Below are 18323 nucleotides of genomic sequence, written 5' to 3' on the forward strand. Positions count from 1 at the left end.
CCTCTCCATAGAGTACCTTTCTTCCGCGCAACCTCGTTAAAGGTGGATGTTTGAGACCCGACGATCAATAGGTGTTTTTCAACGGTATCCGCCAACACCGGCCATTGCGGCCGCTGCGAAACTCCTTATTCTGTGCCGGCGCAGATGTCAGGAAAACAAGCGTCGCTTTAATCGGGAGTTTCGTGACAAGTAAGGAAATCACAAGGATGGACCAGCACGAAGGAATTCGATCCGCTGTTCTCGCTAGTCCATTGCTTCGCCCAATCATCGATGGGTGGGATAACGTAGCCTTACCGGATTGTTGGTTGGTCGCAGGCGCTATCGCTCAAACCGTTTGGAACCGGACGTTCGATTTGCCAACTACTCACGGCATTTCCGATATTGACATTGTTTATTTTGACTCGGACGACCTCACGGAAAACGGGGAAGCGCGGCAGGCGGCAAGAATTCGTGCGGCGTTCTCACATCTGCCGGTATGGATCGATGTGAAAAATGAAGCTCGGGTGCATATGTGGTACGAGGCCAAGTTCGGGTATCAGATTACGCCATACACCTCCACTGCCGAGGCCATCACCACATTTCCCACCACAGCGACAGCAATCGGCTTGAAGCCCATCGGGGGCTCCCTTCTTCTCAATGCTCCGTTTGGAACGGACGATCTGATGAACGGGGTTGTCCGAGCGAATAAGAAGCAAATCACCCGCGAAATATACGATGCTAAAACTACGCGGTGGATCGCTATCTGGCCTGACCTCTACGTTGTGCCTTGGCGTGATGAAGGCGCGCAGAAATCCTAATTTAGCGACAGTCGGCCGCGGCTCAAATCAAAAATGTTGATTGAAGCCCGGCTTGAAGAGACACGAAAGTCCGCTACCGATCCATTCGCGTCATTGCGGAGGTCTCGGCTTTGCCAAAAACGGACGTTTTATGAAGCGACAGCAACTGGCCCTTCCATCAAAATTGTTGGAAACGTAATCCCTGGCCCCATCGCCAGATTGATCACGCGAACCCGCCGTAGTCCAAGACGCTCGTAGAATGATTCAGCATTCAATGCCGCAAACACCTGGAACCTGGTCGCTCCGTGATCATTAGCGTCGGTGGCGCACTGATTGTAGATTAGACGACCAATGCCCTGCCGAGCTTGATCCGGGTCGGATGCGAAGTGTCGCAGATGAGCGACACCGGGTTCAGCCTCGCCGGTGCCCGGCTTTCCAGGCGTCCATCCCCCACAGCCGACAAGACGGCCATTATCTTCAACCACGTAATAAGTTTCTGAAGCGAGGAGGATTGGGTTCGACTTTGTCATTGAAGGAAGGGCTAAGACAAGAACAGCGGCGTCATAAGATGCCGCCATCAATGTCGGGTAAGCTCTTTCCAAAAGAGTTGTTACGGCCGTGGCGTCGCTCAATTTTGCAGTCCGCAATTGCATTCTTCTATCTCCAACCTCGCGCGCCATCATTGCTCATTGGTACAAAACCTCTCTTCGTCGCCATTTCGCTCATAACTATTCGAGCGGACGTGACCTCCGAAACAACAAACGGTTTCGATCCGGAAGATGACGGGCGAATACAAAACCTGCCTTCTCCAGAACTCGCTTTGAGCCACCGTTGTCTGGATGTGCCATCGCCCATACTTCTGGCAGCTTGAGCTGCTGATCCGAAACGCCCAATGCTGCGCGAACAAGCTCGGAGGCATAACCTCTGCCCCAAACCTCGGGACGAAAATAGTATCCTACCTCGAAATCCCAACCTGGATCAAAAGTGTCTTCATATAGTCCACCCCATCCTATGATTCGGCCGTCTTCGCGGCGTACGACAACCCATGGCGCACAGCCATCACGGCGTCTTCGCCATTCATGAACCAATACCCGCCGGCGGCACTCCCGAAGCGTTTTATCGCTATAGGTATGCGGCATTGCTGCGGGGTCTCCGAGGAATTCAAACAGCTCCGGGACGTCCGCCTTTTTTGATGGGCGTAGGATCAATCGTTCAGTTTCCAGCATGATCGCCACCTCCGACACGCACTGACTCAATAATTTGAAGGACATCGTACGCGCAGAGTATTCGTCAATCGATTTCTGGTTCATTGATGACCGCAAAAACCAAGAAGTCATCATCGCGCTCACCGCCAATAGGAGGCATCAACCCAAATCTTTTGTGAAGGTCGCTTTCGATGCCCTTGTTGATGGTCCGCTTAGCTGCGTCAATTGTCGAAAGCGCACCCAGGATCACAGTTATTGGTATGCGGCGCGGTTCTCATCGTAACTGGACACCCAATGGACCCAGACAGAGACTCCCCTAGCCTTCAACACTTCCATCACTTGTCGATTGGGATGCCCCGGAGACGTGACATCTGCGTAAAGCTGGTCGTCGAGGACACGGACGCTTCGTAGAGTGGGCATGTCGAGCAGAGCCGGGATGTTCTCTAACGCAATCCCTGCATTGATGGTCTCGATCTTGAATGGCGACAGGAGGTCACGGAGGTCACGGAGGTCACGGAGGTCACGGAGGTCACGGAGGTCACGGAGGTCCACAGTCCCGACTATCGACGTTAGATCAAGACTCTTGATGTTCGGGCAGTGCTTGATCCCGGCAAGGCTGTTGATGTCAAAGATATCGTCCTCTCCATCCCAGAAGAACCAGACATATCGATAGATGGAACTGCCTCCATCCAGAACAAGCTCGTCAATCTGATTCAGAAGGTCGGTCGAGAGAGGGTAGCGATCCAGAAAGGCTCGAACTGCGGGAATGGGCTTGTAGCCTTCGTTCTCAAGATCGACGGGCCGTCCAAGAAGATACTCGGCAAGCTGTTGTGGAGTCCCGAGATCGATCAGTTGTTTGTCGACGAGGCTGGATAGGATCGCAAGCTTCAGGTTAGGATCACCGACCGGCGCACCCGGCATATCTTCAGGCACGGGGTAGCGTGATGCAGTAGCCATCCGCGACCATCCAAGAGTTGCGAGAATACCTCCCGCGGCCACAAGATCACGTCGTTTCAGCATAAATGTGCCATATCTCCATGACATTGAGCCGGTTTACCGCGCTGGTCTGCTTCAATAGCAGTTCTACCGAAAGTAGCCTACACTGACTCAGCGCGAGATCGGTGTCCAGAATGGGTCGAAGGAAGACTGTCTTACCATTGGCGGCGTACCTGCCGAACAATGGGACTAGAACCGCTCGCAGCGATGATTTCAGATGGATTTATCGAATGCATCTGCCTCGCTTTGAGTAGTAAACGTAAATGTGACTCGTTCACTATCATCATCCTGACGGATGCCGATTGCAGTCACAATCAACCGAGCGATCTCATCCTGAGCTTCACTTCCCGACCGAGACGAATTCACCGCTTTCTCGATGGCTGGTGCGAATACTTCGCTGATTACACCGAGGCGCATATTGTGTTTCATGATGATGTCCCGATCCTCGATGATCGCTGCCTGTTCAGCTTTAGGGATTCCGGCATTGTCCATTGCGGTTATCGTGGCATTGGTCGCAAGCTTGATCGGACCCTCCTCAAGCCACCGATCAACCATCTGATGGAACTGGCGCATACGCGCAGCAGGGATTATTTTCTCTACAGTGATCGACATCTGCGTTCCTTTGTCAGCTTTCATGCATAACGATACACGCTCCCTAAATAAGGGACATGCTATCGTAATCATCGAGTACTTGCGCGAAGAGGGTGTAAGAGGTCGAGCAACGAGCTTCAACGCATTTGTGTTGATGGCAACACGAAAGATGTATGGCAACACTGGAGCGCGCCGAAACCGTCATAAAGGCCCTGAACAAGTTGCTTGCATGATTGACCGGCACTACCGTCGACGCTTTGGTATAGCCAGTCGCAGTGATCAACGCATCGCACCGAGCTTCAATACCCGGTTTGCTCCGGCCGCCGTCATGGCGACGAAGCTCCAGGAGTGGACATTCAACGCAATCGCAGTTCGTGTCGCACCACGACCGGCGGAAACTGGACAAAATCTGTCACGTCAAATTCGACGGTGAACCTTACTTTTCGGCTTTCGGCCCACTGGATTGCTGTTGGTTTGGCAGACTGCGGCACCGCAGTCGCGAGGGAGCAATGAGGAACCCACCGACCAACGCGGTAATGTTCGTGACAGCTCAGCGGATCAAAGTGACCGAGTAGTCTGCCGTGTATGTCGGACAAAACCTGGTTCGAGAGGGGTTTTGCCCAGAGAACCATGGTCTCATTGTCAAAGTATTTTACTGCGTCGAATGTGATCAAAAGCTCTTTCTGCACCGAAAAGACCTCTGCCATGATCGCGCTAACGTCTCCTGGCGACTGGTCAAATACTGCAAGCGTCAGATGGGGCGGGTACCCCAATTCCTGCATCGAGCCTTTGGCCTCAAATAAGCTTGCCTCATCCCACAGTTTCAGGATTTCATTTGCCGTAACGTTGCAGCTCTTCAGGCAGATTCCATAAGGCATTTGCTGCGTCCATTGTGCGCTTCTGTTCGACCTTACATCAACCAGGTGTTGCGGGTCGAGCGTCTGCTTTGGACCCAAAACAGCCGAATTCAGTTGCGCCATTTCCCGCTGATTGACGGCATCTGCCGCTTATGGCAGGACAGCTACGCCGAACCGTCGGCCAGAAATTCCTACGTAGGGGGATATCATGAGGCAGATATTTTTGCTGAGGCAAACCGAACTCTAAGCGCATAAGCGCAAGTTCATCCTTTCGCTTGTGCGCCACGCCCGAACTTTCATCGAGCATTGGAGCACTTATGCGAGCTATCGCGACCACGCCGGCTCTCGGCGGAGAGGTCTTTGACGTGAATTCCGAGATCGGCGGGACATTCACGGTCTCCATCATTGAAGATATTGGTGACGGAACCGTTATAGTCCGTATTCTGTATGGTGAGATCAAGGAAGACGGTTGGAAATCTTTCGGTCTTTTTGACGGAAATATATTCAAAACCCGGAGAGAGCGCCTTACCAATAGGCGCATTTTACGCTGACGTCCTGTGGCCATCCCCGCAACAGCGAGGGATGGCCAATCCCAGACCACGTACGATCATCCACTCTCTTCATTTACTCAAGGCAGTTGTCAAACCCGGTGTGGCGGCTTTCCATATTGCGCCTGGGATTTGACGCGATAGCATGCATCTGAAAGCGAATGGGGGCAGAGGTCGTGTTTCAGCGTATTCTACTGGTAGCGGTTACGGCATCCATCGCTTGTGCCGGGGTCTCACATGCGGACATCAGCCTTGAGCGTGTTCCAATTGACGGCTCCTCACCCGTTCTCCTGCTGAAAGGTGAGTTCACGACATCGGACAATCCTGAACAACTTGCGCGTGAGGTCGCCGCAAGCGGTGCCAAGCTGATCACCTTCAACAGCAACGGCGGAAACGTCGCTACGGCGATGGCGTATGGGAGGATGATCAGATCGCTCGGTCTATCGACGCTGCAGCTCCGGGCCGCCGAATGCGCCTCGGCCTGTGCACTCGCTTTCGTCGGAGGCGTGAACCGGCAGGCAGAGCCCGGCGCGATCGGTGTGCACCAATCCTCTTTCTCCCCGGAAACTATTGTCGAGGGGCACACTGCAGTCGCTGCGGTTCAGGCGCTGACCGCCCAGATAATGACGTACCTTGTGGAGATGGATGTCGACCCGAAACTGCTCCAACTCAGCCTGTCCGTTCCCAGCAACGACATGCGTTATCTCACCGCCAGCGAGATGCAGAGCTATAAAGTGACATGGGGAAGTCTGGCCGACTTCTCGGAATCCGCTGCTACATCCAAGGTCGCACCGACGGTGGTGCCTGCAACTCCACCAACCACTGAAGCCCATTTGCCGACAACAGAAGAAAAAGCATTAGCCTTCGTAGCGTCATACCATGACGCTTGGTCTCGCGGAAACGTAGAGGCGCTGACGTTTTTGGAAAAGGCGTATGGCGACACCATCGACTTCTACGGCAAACCCACACCTAAATCCGTGGTGATTGGTGAGAAGCGGAAATTTGCGACCAGATGGCCAGTCCGCGCCTACAGCGTACAGGCAGGCTCGACGAAGGTGACTTGCGCGGAAACCTGCAAGGTTGACGGCATCGTTGACTGGTACACGAAACGCGACGTCGGGAACCGTGTTTCGTCCGGCTCCGCCGAGTTCTCTCTGGTTTGGGACCAAAGGGCGGGCGTTATCCTCTCCGAAACGAGCAAGGTTATCCAAACTGACAAGGACGTCTCTCAACCCGTACGTCTGATATCCCAATGGACGGAACAGAATGATGCCTGCCGCGGCGGCAGCGGCGACCTGCCGGAAACAAATGCGGCCTGTGAACGGCGCGAAGTCATCAGCAACAAGCTGGAGGCTGCAGGATGGTGTTATGGTCGTGAGGGAGAATACGGCTATCAAATGCGATGGCATGCCTGTGGCTCGACATCCTATAAACAGGAAAGCGCGGGAGGGATTGCTTCCAGCGCGACGTTCAAGAAGCCAGACCTTTCCAGCTACCCTGCTCGAGGTCGTCTTTCCGGAAACACCGTTATGCCCGACTTCAAGGGGCGCGACCGCGAATTCAACAATTTCAGAACTCGTATTCGAGACGGTATGCGTCAAGGGCCAAACTTCGCTGGCCGATATACCCTTATCCAGATCGGGTGCGGCACCGGGTGCTCATTCGTAATCGTCGCCAACAATCAAACCGGTCGCCCGGCGTCCTTCCCACGTGGTGGCGAAGAGCACATGTATCTGAGTTTGGACTTTCGCCGCGATAGCAGGCTGGTGGCCGCTCAGTGGCTGAACTACGACACCAATACATGTGTGGTCGAGTTCTTCGATTTCGACCGAGATATTTGGAAACCAGTCACCAAAACTGACCTCGGAAAAGACGACGCGTGCTATCGGACGATCGCCGAAAATCTCCGTTGAGTTTGGTTTGGCGAAGGACTTCCGCCGAGCTTAAAAAATACCTGGCTGCGTCCGGCCCGATCACGCACGCGCTCGCCAAAAGCCAAGAGCGACCGCCTGCCGGCCATGTATCATCGAAATTAACCATTAAGTTGAGAGTGGCCGCCATTGCTACTTGCAGAGCATTTTAGCCATCGGCAATATGCCGTGGGGGCTCTTCTATGAAAAAACGATACTGGCTGCTTTGTGGACTTATCCTCTTCGGCATTTCGAAATTGGGGGAAACACCGTCGAAGTCCAGCGTAACATTACCATCGCCAAGCTTTTCGACTGGTGCGCGGGTCCCGGAACCTCCGCCGTCGACGGTGATTGACCAACAACCCGCCTCCCCTTCCGCAACAACCGCTTCGCCACGAGATGAGACGCCCACTTCGCCGAATTTCACAGAAATACGAACCAAGTATGTCAACGGAAACGGTGTCGCACTGCGCGATGCGCCAAACCCAAAATCTCAAATCATTGATAGACTGGATCGAGGACGAAAAGTGGACCTCCTTCAGTCGGAGGCACAATGGTCCCGGGTCAAAGATGTTCTGACTCAAAAAGAAGGGTGGGTCGCAACCAGGTTTTTGCAGGATGACAACCCCAAACGGGAGGAAATCTCAAAACCGCCGGAACCAAAGAGTAAGCCTCCACCGACACTATCACCCACCATCATCATCCAGCGCATCATTGCAGAATCTCTTGCCAACTATCCCGGCACGTGTGCCTGTCCCTACAGCACAGATCGTAGGGGCCGAAGATGCGGCAACCGAAGTGCATATTCTAAGCCTGGCGGTTATGCGCCAGTCTGTTTTGCACAGGACGTTACGAAATCGATGATTGAAGCCTATCGCTGACCCATTGTAACCGGTGTTCCGATCACACATTGTCCTCGCCGCCCTAATCTGTGATCGCCTTTCCATGGACAGGCAACGGGAGTTTCTCCATGGAGAAGACATTGGAGGTTCTCACGACCAGGAAGTCTGGACTTGAGGTTCACCGGCAGTGGCCGGACGAGGTCAAGGTTCAGATCGTTTCGGAGAGCCTCCGGCGCGGCGCGAAATTTCTTTATGTCGTCGACGGCCTTCGAACTTCTGACAGCGGCGATTTCTATAGTCGCCGCGCAGTCCAGACTAGGGGCGTGAGCGCTCAGTCCCAAAAATATGAAAGCCCCCAGAGGATCAACTCTGGGGCTGCGATTTTAGTAGCAGTAGAACGATGCAAGAAACGGGCTATGCCGCGCATCATTCTCTCCTTCGCCCGCGAGAAGAGCCTTAAAGGACTGCGGGTGACTTTTGATCAAACGCTGAAGAACCTCTGCATCGAAGGCTCCCATGGGTTCACCGTCAGGACCTCCCAAGTCCCACATCGGCAGCGTTTCTTCCCAGATCACATCGGCGTAGCGGCCCAACCAACCACCATCAGGCGCATCCTCGAAAGTAAGTGATCCGCTCTTGCGCACTGTAACGATATCGCCGAGATTAGCAGGGTGCTGCCCCAGCCAATCGATCACTTGATCATAGATTTCGTCAGGTCCACCCACAAAGCTGACATGGAAGCGGTCCCCGTTTTGCTGCTCAGGGATACTTCCTGCGCCAGTTGGAGCTACCGAGGGGATATTCTGACCGCGAGTGTCGTCTGGACGGCCGATACTGGTGATATCGAGATTGGGCATGACGTCTCCTTGTTTGCCGTTAACCATCGCCGTCTTCGACGACGTATAGGTTCGGCTAAAGAGACGTCTTCTGCCTGAGAAGCCCCGATAGTAAGCTTGGCAAGAATCACTACGTCCCAGCCTCGGAACGCAATAATTGCAACCGACTGGTCAAGCGCCGGGATATGATTTCGGTGCTGCTGCGTTTTCGCCGAACCGAATTAGGAACACGTCGTCCTCAATTCCCAGGTCTACGTACGAAACGTCGCAGGCATCGTTGCTAGTGTCGGAAAGCTCGTTCAGTTCCATAGATACATGCGCCAGCGGAATCCCACTTTCGGATTACTTCAGCGAGTAATCGAGAGCGTGCCGCTGCGTCGTCGAAATGATCAAGCGACGGTCTGTTTGTCATTGCTACTTTGCTAGGTCGTGGGGTGTTCATCGGTTTTGGTTCCCAAGGTTCGATTTAGAACCGATGAGGCTACCTATCGCAAGACACAGACTTAAAAGCTGCCGAAGCCGCTCGAACTGATCTCCCGCTAGGCCGCGTTGAAATGCCTTCTAAGTTCTGCAGTTTTTATATCTTACTTTCAATGAGATACGGATTTTGGCCATTTCAAACTGACTCCCCGGTCAAAATGACGTGCAAAAGATGCCCTCATTTAAGTATTTCCCCGGACATTTTCCGTGACTCCGTACAATTATCGGCACTCAAAGGCCGTCCGCAGGGCCACAGGGTAGAAAGAAAAACCCCGGCAATAAGCCGGGGTTTCATATCAGTGACAGGGCTCGTCTCAGGCAGAGAGCCTGCGGCCGCTTGCGACCAGCATACCAGCCGCACCTTCCAGCCAGCCAGCTTTGAGTTCAAGCGCCAGAAAACGGCTGCGCTCGAACGGGCCGGGCATGATCAAGTGCTGGGCCTTATCGGCAAAAAAGCCGAAGCGTTCATAATAGGCGGCGTCGCCGACCAGAAGAATGCCGCCATGGCCACGTTTGGTTGCCTCGGAGATTGCCGCACGCATCAGCGCCGAACCGATGCCCTTGCCCTCATGGGCAGCATCAACCGCAAGCGGGCCAAGCAGCAGTGCTTCGACAGCGCGGCCTTCGCGCGAAATGCCAGCTTCGACATTCCACAGGCGCACCGTGCCGATGACATGGCCGTCCTCGTCACGGGCAACGAGCGCCAGACCTTCCGCTGGCACGCGGCCGGCGCGCAGCTTTTCGGAAGACTTGCGGCGGCGGCCAGCGCCCATGGCGCGGTCGAGCAGGTTTTCACGGGCAACGACATCGCCCGGATTTTCCTGATCGACATGAAATGTCTGCGGGGTGAAAAATGCACGTACCGAATTCAGAAGAGCGGCCATCTCTCGGCCCTCCATCACACAACCGCCCACACGCGGCCCTTGATCAAAAATGGTGGAGCCGTTCCGGCCCGCCGACACGCTTTCCTCGGCTGGAAGAGGAGCAGCAAGCAGGGATTTGCGCAACAGCACAATCGGCAAAGCCGGAACGGAAGCTTGTTCGAGACGCCGCCTTACTCAGCGGGCGGCGTTCGGATCAGATGACGTAGGCTTTCAGCGGCTCGAAACCGTTGAAGGCAACCGCCGAATAGGTCGTCGTATAGGCACCTGCGCCTTCGATCAGAACCTCGTCGCCGATGGTCAGAGAGACCGGCAACGGGTACATGTTCTTTTCGTACAGCACGTCGGCGCTGTCGCAGGTCGGACCGGCCAGAACGCAAGGCTCCATCTCGTCCTGATCGCGCTCGGTGCGGATCGGGTAGCGGATAGCCTCATCCATCGTCTCGGCGAGACCGCCGAACTTGCCGATGTCGAGGAACACCCAGCGATGGTTGTCGTTGTCGGACTTGCGCGACACGAGAACAACTTCCGCCTTGATGACGCCAGCGTTACCCACCATGCCACGGCCCGGCTCAATGATCGTCTTCGGGATCTGGTTGCCGAAGTGCTTGCGCAGCGCCGTGTCGATAGCCTGGCCGTATTCTTCGGCAGCAGGAACGTCGCGCAGGTACTTGGTCGGGAAACCACCGCCCATATTGACCATCTGCAGGTGAATACCCTGCTTGGACAGCGAAGCGAAAACGCGCTTGGCATCGCCCAGCGCTGCATCCCATGCGTCGAGATTCATCATCTGCGAACCGACATGGAAGGAAACGCCGTAGGATTCGAGGCCCAGCTGATGTGCATAGACCAGAACATCAACAGCCATCTGCGGTACGCAGCCGAACTTGCGCGACAGCGGCCATTCGGCACCTTCACCGTCCGTCAGCACGCGGCAGAAGACGCGCGCGCCAGGAGCGGCACGGGCAACCTTCTCGACTTCCTCATGGCTGTCGACGGCGAAGAGATCGATGCCGAGCGCGTAAGCGCGGGCGACATCGCGTTCCTTCTTGATGGTGTTGCCGAACGAAATCCGGTCGGACGTCGCACCGGCATCAAGCGCCATCTGGATTTCAGCCACGGAGGCGCAATCGAAGTTCGAGCCGAGCGAAGCAAGCAGCTTCAGGATTTCGGGAGCCGGGTTTGCCTTGACCGCATAGTAGATCGCGCTGTTCGGCAGGGAATGCCGGAACGCGTTGAAATTGTCGCGCACGACGTCGAGGTCGACGACGAGGCAAGGGCCTTCGGGACGTCGGGTCTTGATGAAATCGAGAATGCGTGCAGTCGTCATCGATATATTCCCTATAAAACCGGCTCCGGAAAATCCGGAGGACAAAGGACGCTCGAGATATGCATACGAATCAGCCGGTGGAGGCGCAGAATCGATAGCATACGCTCAAGGCGCAAATATGAATGACGCCCTGCCAGAGCATCATTCGGCTTTGTCTGCCATCGATTGGAGGGAATGACCCGACCGCACTTCAGGCAATGATGGTGTGCCTCTTCAGTACCCCGGCTGATGGAAAGCCGGCAGAGAACCAGAAAGGCCCGCACCGTCGTTGCTTCATATGTCCTCGCATTTCCCGGTTGGCCGGAATAGCGACTGGAGGGGTTAGTTCCAGGTACCTTACCGAACTCCTCACCACATCGAGGACTCGGCGGACACACATGGGCACGTGCGACTTTGGGCAGTACGGGAGATAAGAATATTCGCCGTCATAATCAAGAGGATTTTTTCACCATATAGCGGATTTTTTCGGCAACCATTTTACGGGTTGAACAGTCACGCCTCAGCGTTCAATTATATGGAACGAACCGGAGGATTTTTATGGACACTCTCACCCGCATCCGCGCCTTTATCGACGTTGTCGAAGCGGAGGGTTTTTCCGCCGCTGCCCGCAAGACCGGGCGTTCCAAGGCGCTTTTGTCCAAATATATCCGGGAACTGGAAGATGATCTCGGTGCACTGCTTCTCAACCGCACCACCCGGCAATTCTCGCTGACGGAGGCCGGCCATACATATTACCGCACCGCCTCCGACATTTTGAAGGAGATCGACAACCTCGCCGATCTGGTGCGCGAGAAGAATGCCGATCTGAAGGGCAAGCTTAGAATATCCGTTCCGCGCACCTTCATCGACGCCGATGTTGGCCAGAGCCTCATCGATTTCGCCAAGGAAAATCCGGAACTGTCTCTGGAAATCGTCGCCGATGACCGATTCGTCGATCTGATCGAGGAAGGGTTCGACCTTGCGATTCGCATTACACGGCTGGAAGATTCAGGCCTCATCGCCCGCAAGATCTCCGATTTCCGGGTCTATGCAGTGGCGACGGCGGATTTTGTCGCCAGACACGGCCCGCTCAATGGTCCGCAGGACTTTTCCCGCGTGCCCTTCATCATCGACACCAACACCCGCTTCCACAACACCGTGCGTTATCTTGAAGCGGATGGCGGCTCGAACTCCGTTACCATCAGTGGACCGATCGAGGTGAACAGCCCGCAGGCGACACTGCGCGCCGCCCGCGCAGGGCTTGGCATCGCCATGGTGCCGGACTTCATTGCAAGACCCTTCATCCAGTCCGGCGAGCTTGTGACCCTGTTCGACGACTATATTTCCAAAGACCGCGGCATATATGCCGTCTACCCCCACCGCCGTTACCTTCCCGCCAAAGTGCGCAGCTTCGTGGATTATCTCTCGGCGTGGTTCAGGAAAAATGGATGAAGAGCGGGGGAGCGGTATAGTTTCCGCCGACCTTCACCTCGTCATGCGGTATTTTATCCGGCATCGAGCCGCGGCGCGCCCGCTCCATGAAAGAGTCTATCGCGATCAACGACCTGATCGCGCGGCACCCCGAATCTGGTCCGGGGTACCGGAGTGCGGATGCAACGCCTGCCTTTCAGCGGGCGTTGCATAGCCGGAAACCGATTATCAGAACGGCGAATCCGGGAAGTAGAACTGCTTGGCATTGTCCTTGGTGATGAGCGTAGCGTCGAGAATATACTCGCCAGCAACCGGCACCTGATCGTAAAAATGACCAGCCGTAAGCTGCATGGCGGTCGCCACCATCGCCGGCGGATAGAGCACGTCGACCGGAATTAGCTTGTCGCCGTCCATTACGCGCTTGATCATGTCCTTGGAACCGGCGCCAGCAACGATATACTTGATATCGGTGCGTTTCGCCTGCTGGATTGCCTCCAGCACGCCAACCGCCATGTCGTCGTCCTGACACCAGACCACGTCGATCTTCTTGTATTTGGTCAGGTAGTCCTGCATCACGCGGAAGGCGTCGTCGCGGTTCCAGTTGCCGTACTGGCGGTCGAGAACCTTGATGCTGGAGCCGGCAATTCCCTTGTCGAAACCATCCTGGCGCTGCTGGTCGATCGGGATCGGCAGACCGCGAATGACCACCACTTCCGCATCAGGCGTGGTTTTCTTGATGTATTCGCCTGCCACTTGTCCGAGTGCCGGATTGTTACCCGCAACGTAGAGATCGCGGATCGAATTGTCGTTGACGCTCGGCGCGCGGTCGACGAGCGCGACAAAGGTGCCCTTGTCCTTGATCTCCTTGATGGCGTTGACGAGCGGATCGGGATCAGACGGCAGCACGACCAGTGCGTCCAGCCCCTGCACGGCAAGATCCTGAAGCGCGTTTGCCTGGTTGGCGGCATCCGGCGAGGTCTTGACGATGACATTCAGACCCGGATGCTCCTTCATCAGAAGCTTTGCCACCCGTTCGGCATGGTAAACGACGCCCGCCGTCCAGCCGTGGTCGGCCGCCGGAATGGATACCCCGATCGTTACCTTCTTCTCCTGCGCATGGGCAGAACCCGCAAGAACGGCAGCCAGCGCGACAAATGCCACGCCGATGAATTTTCTACGCATAGTCTATTTCCTCCCAAGACCGGGGCGTTCCTCCTGTTTAAACCGCGCATGCCCCAGATTGCGCGGCCAGATGTCTCATCGATCGTCCGGCTATCTGCGGCTGAGCGAACGCTGCACCAGCATGGCGATGATGATGATCGCGCCCTGAATGGCACCGATCAGATATTCGCTGACGAAGTTCGACAGGATCATGATGTTGCCCACGATTTCCAGAATGAAGGCGCCGCAAATCGTACCCCAGATGCGGCCCACACCACCCCGTAGCGCCGTGCCGCCGACGACGACGGCGGTGATGGCCTGCAACTCCCACAACATGCCTGTAGTGGCCGAAGTGGAGGCAAGACGCGGCACGTAAAGCAGGACGGCAACGGCGACGCAAAGCCCCTGAACCACGTAGGCAATCGTGCGGACTCGAGCGACCGAGATACCCGAGTAACGCGCCACATCCTCGCTGGAACCTACCGCCGTCAGATGCCTGCCGTAACGGGTACGGTAAAGCACGAAAGCGGCGATGGCGGCAGTGACGAAGATGACGATGACCGGCACCGGCACACCGATCACATTGCCGAAATAGACCGGGCGATAAAGCGTCTGGATTTCCGGGTTGCGCAGCGTGATCGCGCCACCCTGCGACAGCCAGGTGGTCAGCCCACGATAAATGCCCATGGTGCCGAGCGTGGCGATGAAGGGCTCGATGCGGCCGATGGTGGTGATGAGGCCGTTTGCAAGCCCGCAAGCGGCGCCGATGGCGATAGCCAGCGCCATGGCGGCCAGTAGCATCACCAGCGGATTGGCAATAACGCCACTGTTCATGAACAGGATCATCAGGCTGGCAACGAAAGCCACCATCGCGCCGACGGAGAGATCAAGTCCGCCGGATGTGATGACATATGTGGCGCCGAGCGCAATGATGGCGATGAAGGCGCTGCGGGTAACCACGTTCAGCAGATTGTCGATGCCGATGAAATTCGGATTTGCGACGGCGCCGAGAACCAGCAGCAAAGCCAGCGCCACAAAGGGCGCAACGGCGCGCAGGTCCCAGTCTTTCGAGGTCTTCGGCGTTTTGCCGTTATCAAGTGCGGCCTCAGTCATATTTCCCCTCAATTGTCTTTTCTTCAGGCCAATCTGCCGGGACATCAGCCCTCAGGCGAATTCCTGCGTGTGCACGCCAGTCGCGAGTGCCACGATATCGTTTTCGGTCATGCGTTCCCCCGTCACCTCGCCGACGATCCTGCCGGAGCGCATTACAAGGACGCGGTCGCAGATGCCGATCAGTTCCGGCATCTCCGAGGACACGACGATGATCGACCTGCCCTCGTCTGCAAGCTTTGCTATGAAACGGTAGATCTGTTCCTTGGTGCCGATATCGATGCCGCGTGTTGGCTCGTCGATGATGACGATCGATGGATCGAGCAGCATCATCTTGGCGAGCAGCAGCTTTTGCTGGTTACCGCCGGACAGCTGGCCCGCGAGCAAGTCCTTACTTCCCGTGCGAATATCGAAATCACGCACCGCATCATCGAGCGCTGCCTTCTCTCGACGGATATCGATCTGGAACAGGCGGCTGAATTTCCTCAGCGAGGCGAGTGTGAGATTGACCCGCAAATCCTTCGTCAGCAGCAATCCCTTGCCCTTGCGATCCTCGCTCAGATAAACGATACCGGCCTTCAGACTGTCTTCCGCCTTTGCAAAATGCACAGGCTTTCCGAGATGGCGGATCGTCCCCCGCCCTGGACGCAGGCCAAGCACGCCCTCCATAAGCTCCGTTCTGCCCGCGCCGACGAGACCAGCAAAACCGAGGATTTCGCCCTTTCGCAGGCTGAAACCGGCATCCTGCGCATAGCCGGGAACGGTGAAATGCTCCACCTGCAAGACAGGCTCGTGCTCGCCGCCGGCGTTCCTGTCCGGATAGAGCTTGGCGACATCGCGTCCCACCATCAAACGCGCCATATCGGCGGGCTCAAGCGCCGATATTGGGTGGGAGCCGACCAACCTGCCATCGCGCAGAACGGTCACACGGTCGGCAATCTCCTTCACCTCCGGCAGGCGGTGCGAAATATAGAGCACGGCCACGCCCTTTGCCCTTATGTCCCTGATAACGTTCAACAGCGCATCGGTTTCAATGGGCGTAAGGCTTGCGGTCGGCTCGTCGAAAATGACGACGCGATGCGGCACGAGCAGAACGCGGGCTATCTGCACCAGCTGGCGCTGGGCAATCGACAGGCTGCCGACGACGGCATCGGGATCGATCGTACCGCCGAGATCGGCGATGGCCCTCAGGGCGCCGGCACGCATGGCGCGGTCGTCCATCATCGGGCCTTTGCACAATTCGCGGCCCAGATAGATGTTCTGAGCCACCGTCAGATCCGGGGCCAGCAATATTTCCTGATGCACGAGAACGATGCCGCGATGTTCGGCGTCGACAGGTCCGCTCAGCGTAACTGCCTCGCCATCGATCCTGATTTCCCCACTTGAAGGCTTCTCATTGCCCGCAAGCAGTTTCATCAACGTCGATTTACCAGCCCCGTTCTCGCCAATGATGGCGTGAACTTCGCCAGCGCGCACGGCAATCTCTATATCCTTCAGAACCTGGACGGGACCGAAAGACTTGGACAACCCGACAGTCCGTATAAGGACCTGATCTGGAGATTCCTCAGCAAAAGCCATGTGTCGTCACCGGTACCCGGTGCGAATGAACGGATCTTGCCCCTCGATTTTACTTGAAATCATCATGCACGAACTCCTCCCAAAGCTCTTGGGAAGAAGCTAACGTCCGTTTTGAGGTACGTAAAGCAAATTTCGCTGGTCTTTTAGAATACACTCAAATTTGACCAGGACGATGGTACCTAAAGGCTAAAAAATAGGCGGCCATGGTCCCGCAGAGCGTTGGAAATCCTCAGTGAGGCAAGGCACCCACGGGATGCCTGTGGCTAGAGAAGGCGCTTCAGGGAGCTGGCTTCCGGTTGCGGGGAGGCCTTCGTTGTGTCGCTGTTGTCGGCAGACCTGTTGCGCATCGCGGCGTAATAGGCGTTTTTCTGCTCGTACATATGCATGTCGGCACGGCGCACCAGCGATTCCATCGTCTCGCCGGCTTCGCTGGTTGCCACGCCCAGCGAAAGACTAAGCGGCGCATTGGAGTAGAACTGGTTGTTGATCTTCAGCAGTTCGTAAATTGTATCCACCATCGCCGCGGCGATCTGCTTGTCTGCGCCAGGCAAAAGGATCGCAAATTCATCACCGCCAATGCGCGCAGCATGGTTCGGCGCGGTAACGACACCGTTCAGGACTTCGCCAAGGCGCCGCAACAGCGCGTCGCCTGCGTCGTGCCCTAGCTTGTCATTGGCGTCCTTGAGGCCATTGAGATCGATGACGATGGCCGAAACGGGCCGGATCGTGCTGCGTTCCAGCCTGTTCATTTCGTCCGAATAGAAGGCACGATTGTGCAGCTTGGTCAGCACATCGTGCTTGCCGAGATATTCGAGATAGGCTTCCGCCTTTTTCCGCGCCGTAATATCAGTCAGCGCCACCTGCACCAGTGACCAGTCGCGTTCGTGGCCCGGAAAAACGGAGAAATGCAGCAGCACATGCCGCTCTGAACCATCCAGCGCGTAGTTCACCACTTCGCGATGATGGTTAAGATTGCCGTTCCACAGCTCCATCAGCTGTTCGCGGAAGGGCTTTTCCATTTCACCACGGAAAATATCGCCAAGCCGCTGCAACAGAACCTGACGGTCCGGTGCACAAAACAGATCCAGTGTCGCCCGGTTGACGTCGATCACGCGGATTTCGCTCATGCATTGGCGCACGAATTCGGGATGCACATCCATGAACACCCGGAAGTCGATGATGCCGCGTTCCCTGACCTCCTCGATCAGACGCCGAACCCGGCTGAAATCCTCCACCCACAGGGAAACGGGCGAATGTTGGAACATGCCTTCAGCATAACGGCGGTTGAAAAGCTCCTTGCGGCGAGCCTCCTCACGTTCCGTCACATCCTCTGTGGTCAGCAGCAACCGCCCGAGTGTCTGTTCGTAGCCGGGTATGACCGCACCGCGCAGCTGGATATCCAGCCGCTTTCCGCCAATCGAGTAATTGACGGCATTGCTGATGAATTCTGTTTTTCCAGCCCAAAGCTCGGAAAGCTCGTTCACATGGCTTTCAAGCATGTCATCGCGGAAAATCCGTTGCAGATTATCGATCAGATGCGCCTTGTCCCGCGCTTCGAACAGTTCAAGTGTCTTGGCATTAACCTGAACGACGCGGATTTTTTGCGAGCACGCCGCCACCCGCGACAGATCTTCCAGCAAAAACGCCCGGATATCCTCGACGCCCTGCGCCCGCCAGATATCGAACTGGCTTTTCACCTCGCTGAAATCCTCGATCCACATCGCCACAGGGGCAAGATTGAAGATATTGGTATCGATCGTTTCAATCATACGGGCAGTCTTCTTCAGGATAATAAGGGCGGATGCCGAATGC

The 18323-nt window shown here is 56.0% G+C and carries 17 protein-coding genes; 5 read left to right on the plus strand and 12 right to left on the minus strand.

The window, feature by feature from the left end; all coding sequences use genetic code 11:
* Nucleotides 1-206: 206 nt before the first annotated feature.
* Nucleotides 207-797 (plus strand): nucleotidyltransferase family protein, encoded by a 591-nt coding sequence (locus tag FB593_RS09270; RefSeq protein WP_112199110.1) that lies wholly within the window; start codon nucleotides 207-209, stop codon nucleotides 795-797.
* A gap of 128 nt (nucleotides 798-925) precedes the next feature.
* Here the strand turns inward: FB593_RS09270 and FB593_RS09275 are convergent, their stop codons facing one another.
* The 5 genes from FB593_RS09275 to FB593_RS09295 all read right to left on the minus strand — a co-directional run bounded on the left by FB593_RS09275 (nucleotide 926) and on the right by FB593_RS09295 (nucleotide 4548).
* Complete coding sequence (locus FB593_RS09275) at nucleotides 926-1429, minus strand: GNAT family N-acetyltransferase (RefSeq protein WP_186447905.1); 504 nt, start codon at nucleotides 1427-1429, stop codon at nucleotides 926-928.
* A 75-nt stretch (nucleotides 1430-1504) separates the two neighbouring features.
* A complete protein-coding gene (locus FB593_RS09280; RefSeq protein WP_321186271.1) occupies nucleotides 1505-2116 on the minus strand; it encodes a GNAT family N-acetyltransferase in 612 nt (203 codons plus the stop codon).
* A 117-nt stretch (nucleotides 2117-2233) separates the two neighbouring features.
* Entirely contained in the window at nucleotides 2234-3001 is a 768-nt protein-coding gene (locus tag FB593_RS09285) for a DUF6892 domain-containing protein (protein WP_210246034.1), read from the minus strand.
* A gap of 189 nt (nucleotides 3002-3190) precedes the next feature.
* A complete protein-coding gene (locus FB593_RS09290) occupies nucleotides 3191-3589 on the minus strand; it encodes a hypothetical protein (protein WP_162692342.1) in 399 nt (132 codons plus the stop codon).
* 335 nt (nucleotides 3590-3924) lie between these two features.
* Complete coding sequence (locus FB593_RS09295; RefSeq protein WP_112199107.1) at nucleotides 3925-4548, minus strand: 2'-5' RNA ligase family protein; 624 nt, start codon at nucleotides 4546-4548, stop codon at nucleotides 3925-3927.
* A gap of 194 nt (nucleotides 4549-4742) precedes the next feature.
* On the opposite strand from FB593_RS09295, the gene FB593_RS09300 reads away from it, so the two are divergent.
* The 3 genes from FB593_RS09300 (at nucleotide 4743) to FB593_RS09310 (ending at nucleotide 7764) form a co-directional block, all read left to right on the plus strand.
* Nucleotides 4743-4976 (plus strand): hypothetical protein, encoded by a 234-nt coding sequence (locus FB593_RS09300; RefSeq protein ID WP_112199106.1) that lies wholly within the window; start codon nucleotides 4743-4745, stop codon nucleotides 4974-4976.
* A 173-nt stretch (nucleotides 4977-5149) separates the two neighbouring features.
* Complete coding sequence (locus FB593_RS09305; protein WP_145166513.1) at nucleotides 5150-6886, plus strand: hypothetical protein; 1737 nt, start codon at nucleotides 5150-5152, stop codon at nucleotides 6884-6886.
* A gap of 200 nt (nucleotides 6887-7086) precedes the next feature.
* Nucleotides 7087-7764, plus strand: coding sequence for an SH3 domain-containing protein (locus tag FB593_RS09310; protein WP_145166514.1), 678 nt, complete (start codon nucleotides 7087-7089; stop codon nucleotides 7762-7764).
* A 344-nt stretch (nucleotides 7765-8108) separates the two neighbouring features.
* On the opposite strand, the gene FB593_RS09315 is transcribed toward FB593_RS09310, so the two are convergent.
* The 3 genes from FB593_RS09315 to odc2 form a co-directional block, all read right to left on the minus strand.
* Nucleotides 8109-8582, minus strand: coding sequence for a hypothetical protein (locus FB593_RS09315; RefSeq protein WP_145166515.1), 474 nt, complete (start codon nucleotides 8580-8582; stop codon nucleotides 8109-8111).
* A 773-nt stretch (nucleotides 8583-9355) separates the two neighbouring features.
* Nucleotides 9356-9925 carry a GNAT family N-acetyltransferase gene (locus FB593_RS09320; RefSeq protein WP_013761478.1) on the minus strand — a complete coding sequence of 190 codons (570 nt, stop codon included), beginning with the start codon at nucleotides 9923-9925 and terminating at the stop codon, nucleotides 9356-9358.
* A gap of 193 nt (nucleotides 9926-10118) precedes the next feature.
* Entirely contained in the window at nucleotides 10119-11252 is a 1134-nt protein-coding gene (gene odc2 / locus FB593_RS09325; protein ID WP_003510663.1) for an ornithine/lysine decarboxylase, read from the minus strand.
* A 537-nt stretch (nucleotides 11253-11789) separates the two neighbouring features.
* Here odc2 and FB593_RS09330 point away from each other — a divergent pair.
* Nucleotides 11790-12683 carry a LysR family transcriptional regulator gene (locus tag FB593_RS09330; RefSeq protein ID WP_145166516.1) on the plus strand — a complete coding sequence of 298 codons (894 nt, stop codon included), beginning with the start codon at nucleotides 11790-11792 and terminating at the stop codon, nucleotides 12681-12683.
* Nucleotides 12684-12890: 207 nt separating this feature from the next.
* Here the strand turns inward: FB593_RS09330 and FB593_RS09335 are convergent, their stop codons facing one another.
* From FB593_RS09335 to FB593_RS09350, 4 genes are all read right to left on the minus strand, one after another.
* Nucleotides 12891-13844 (minus strand): substrate-binding domain-containing protein, encoded by a 954-nt coding sequence (locus FB593_RS09335; RefSeq protein WP_112199102.1) that lies wholly within the window; start codon nucleotides 13842-13844, stop codon nucleotides 12891-12893.
* A gap of 90 nt (nucleotides 13845-13934) precedes the next feature.
* Nucleotides 13935-14936, minus strand: a complete 1002-nt coding sequence (locus FB593_RS09340) for an ABC transporter permease (RefSeq protein WP_112199101.1) — start codon at nucleotides 14934-14936, stop codon at nucleotides 13935-13937.
* A gap of 51 nt (nucleotides 14937-14987) precedes the next feature.
* Nucleotides 14988-16511: a sugar ABC transporter ATP-binding protein gene (locus FB593_RS09345; RefSeq protein ID WP_003510667.1), complete on the minus strand. Its 1524-nt coding sequence runs from the start codon at nucleotides 16509-16511 to the stop codon at nucleotides 14988-14990.
* Nucleotides 16512-16774: 263 nt separating this feature from the next.
* Nucleotides 16775-18280, minus strand: a complete 1506-nt coding sequence (locus FB593_RS09350; protein ID WP_111801416.1) for a sensor domain-containing diguanylate cyclase — start codon at nucleotides 18278-18280, stop codon at nucleotides 16775-16777.
* Nucleotides 18281-18323 lie beyond the last annotated feature (43 nt).

Origin of the sequence: Rhizobium sp. SJZ105, from assembly GCF_007828365.1 — a bacterium.
Taxonomy (GTDB): domain Bacteria; phylum Pseudomonadota; class Alphaproteobacteria; order Rhizobiales; family Rhizobiaceae; genus Agrobacterium; species Agrobacterium tumefaciens.

Coding starts and splice junctions, on each gene's coding strand:
- odc2 (WP_003510663.1), bottom strand. CDS start 11,252: ATGACGACTGCACGCATTCTCGATTTCATCAAGACCCGACGTCCCGAA.
- FB593_RS09310 (WP_145166514.1), top strand. CDS start 7,087: ATGAAAAAACGATACTGGCTGCTTTGTGGACTTATCCTCTTCGGCATT.
- FB593_RS09315 (WP_145166515.1), bottom strand. CDS start 8,582: ATGCCCAATCTCGATATCACCAGTATCGGCCGTCCAGACGACACTCGC.
- FB593_RS09270 (WP_112199110.1), top strand. CDS start 207: ATGGACCAGCACGAAGGAATTCGATCCGCTGTTCTCGCTAGTCCATTG.
- FB593_RS09290 (WP_162692342.1), bottom strand. CDS start 3,589: ATGTCGATCACTGTAGAGAAAATAATCCCTGCTGCGCGTATGCGCCAG.
- FB593_RS09280 (WP_321186271.1), bottom strand. CDS start 2,116: ATGATGACTTCTTGGTTTTTGCGGTCATCAATGAACCAGAAATCGATT.
- FB593_RS09350 (WP_111801416.1), bottom strand. CDS start 18,280: ATGATTGAAACGATCGATACCAATATCTTCAATCTTGCCCCTGTGGCG.
- FB593_RS09345 (WP_003510667.1), bottom strand. CDS start 16,511: ATGGCTTTTGCTGAGGAATCTCCAGATCAGGTCCTTATACGGACTGTC.
- FB593_RS09330 (WP_145166516.1), top strand. CDS start 11,790: ATGGACACTCTCACCCGCATCCGCGCCTTTATCGACGTTGTCGAAGCG.
- FB593_RS09335 (WP_112199102.1), bottom strand. CDS start 13,844: ATGCGTAGAAAATTCATCGGCGTGGCATTTGTCGCGCTGGCTGCCGTT.
- FB593_RS09300 (WP_112199106.1), top strand. CDS start 4,743: ATGCGAGCTATCGCGACCACGCCGGCTCTCGGCGGAGAGGTCTTTGAC.
- FB593_RS09295 (WP_112199107.1), bottom strand. CDS start 4,548: ATGGCGCAACTGAATTCGGCTGTTTTGGGTCCAAAGCAGACGCTCGAC.
- FB593_RS09275 (WP_186447905.1), bottom strand. CDS start 1,429: ATGCAATTGCGGACTGCAAAATTGAGCGACGCCACGGCCGTAACAACT.
- FB593_RS09340 (WP_112199101.1), bottom strand. CDS start 14,936: ATGACTGAGGCCGCACTTGATAACGGCAAAACGCCGAAGACCTCGAAA.
- FB593_RS09285 (WP_210246034.1), bottom strand. CDS start 3,001: ATGCTGAAACGACGTGATCTTGTGGCCGCGGGAGGTATTCTCGCAACT.
- FB593_RS09320 (WP_013761478.1), bottom strand. CDS start 9,925: ATGGCCGCTCTTCTGAATTCGGTACGTGCATTTTTCACCCCGCAGACA.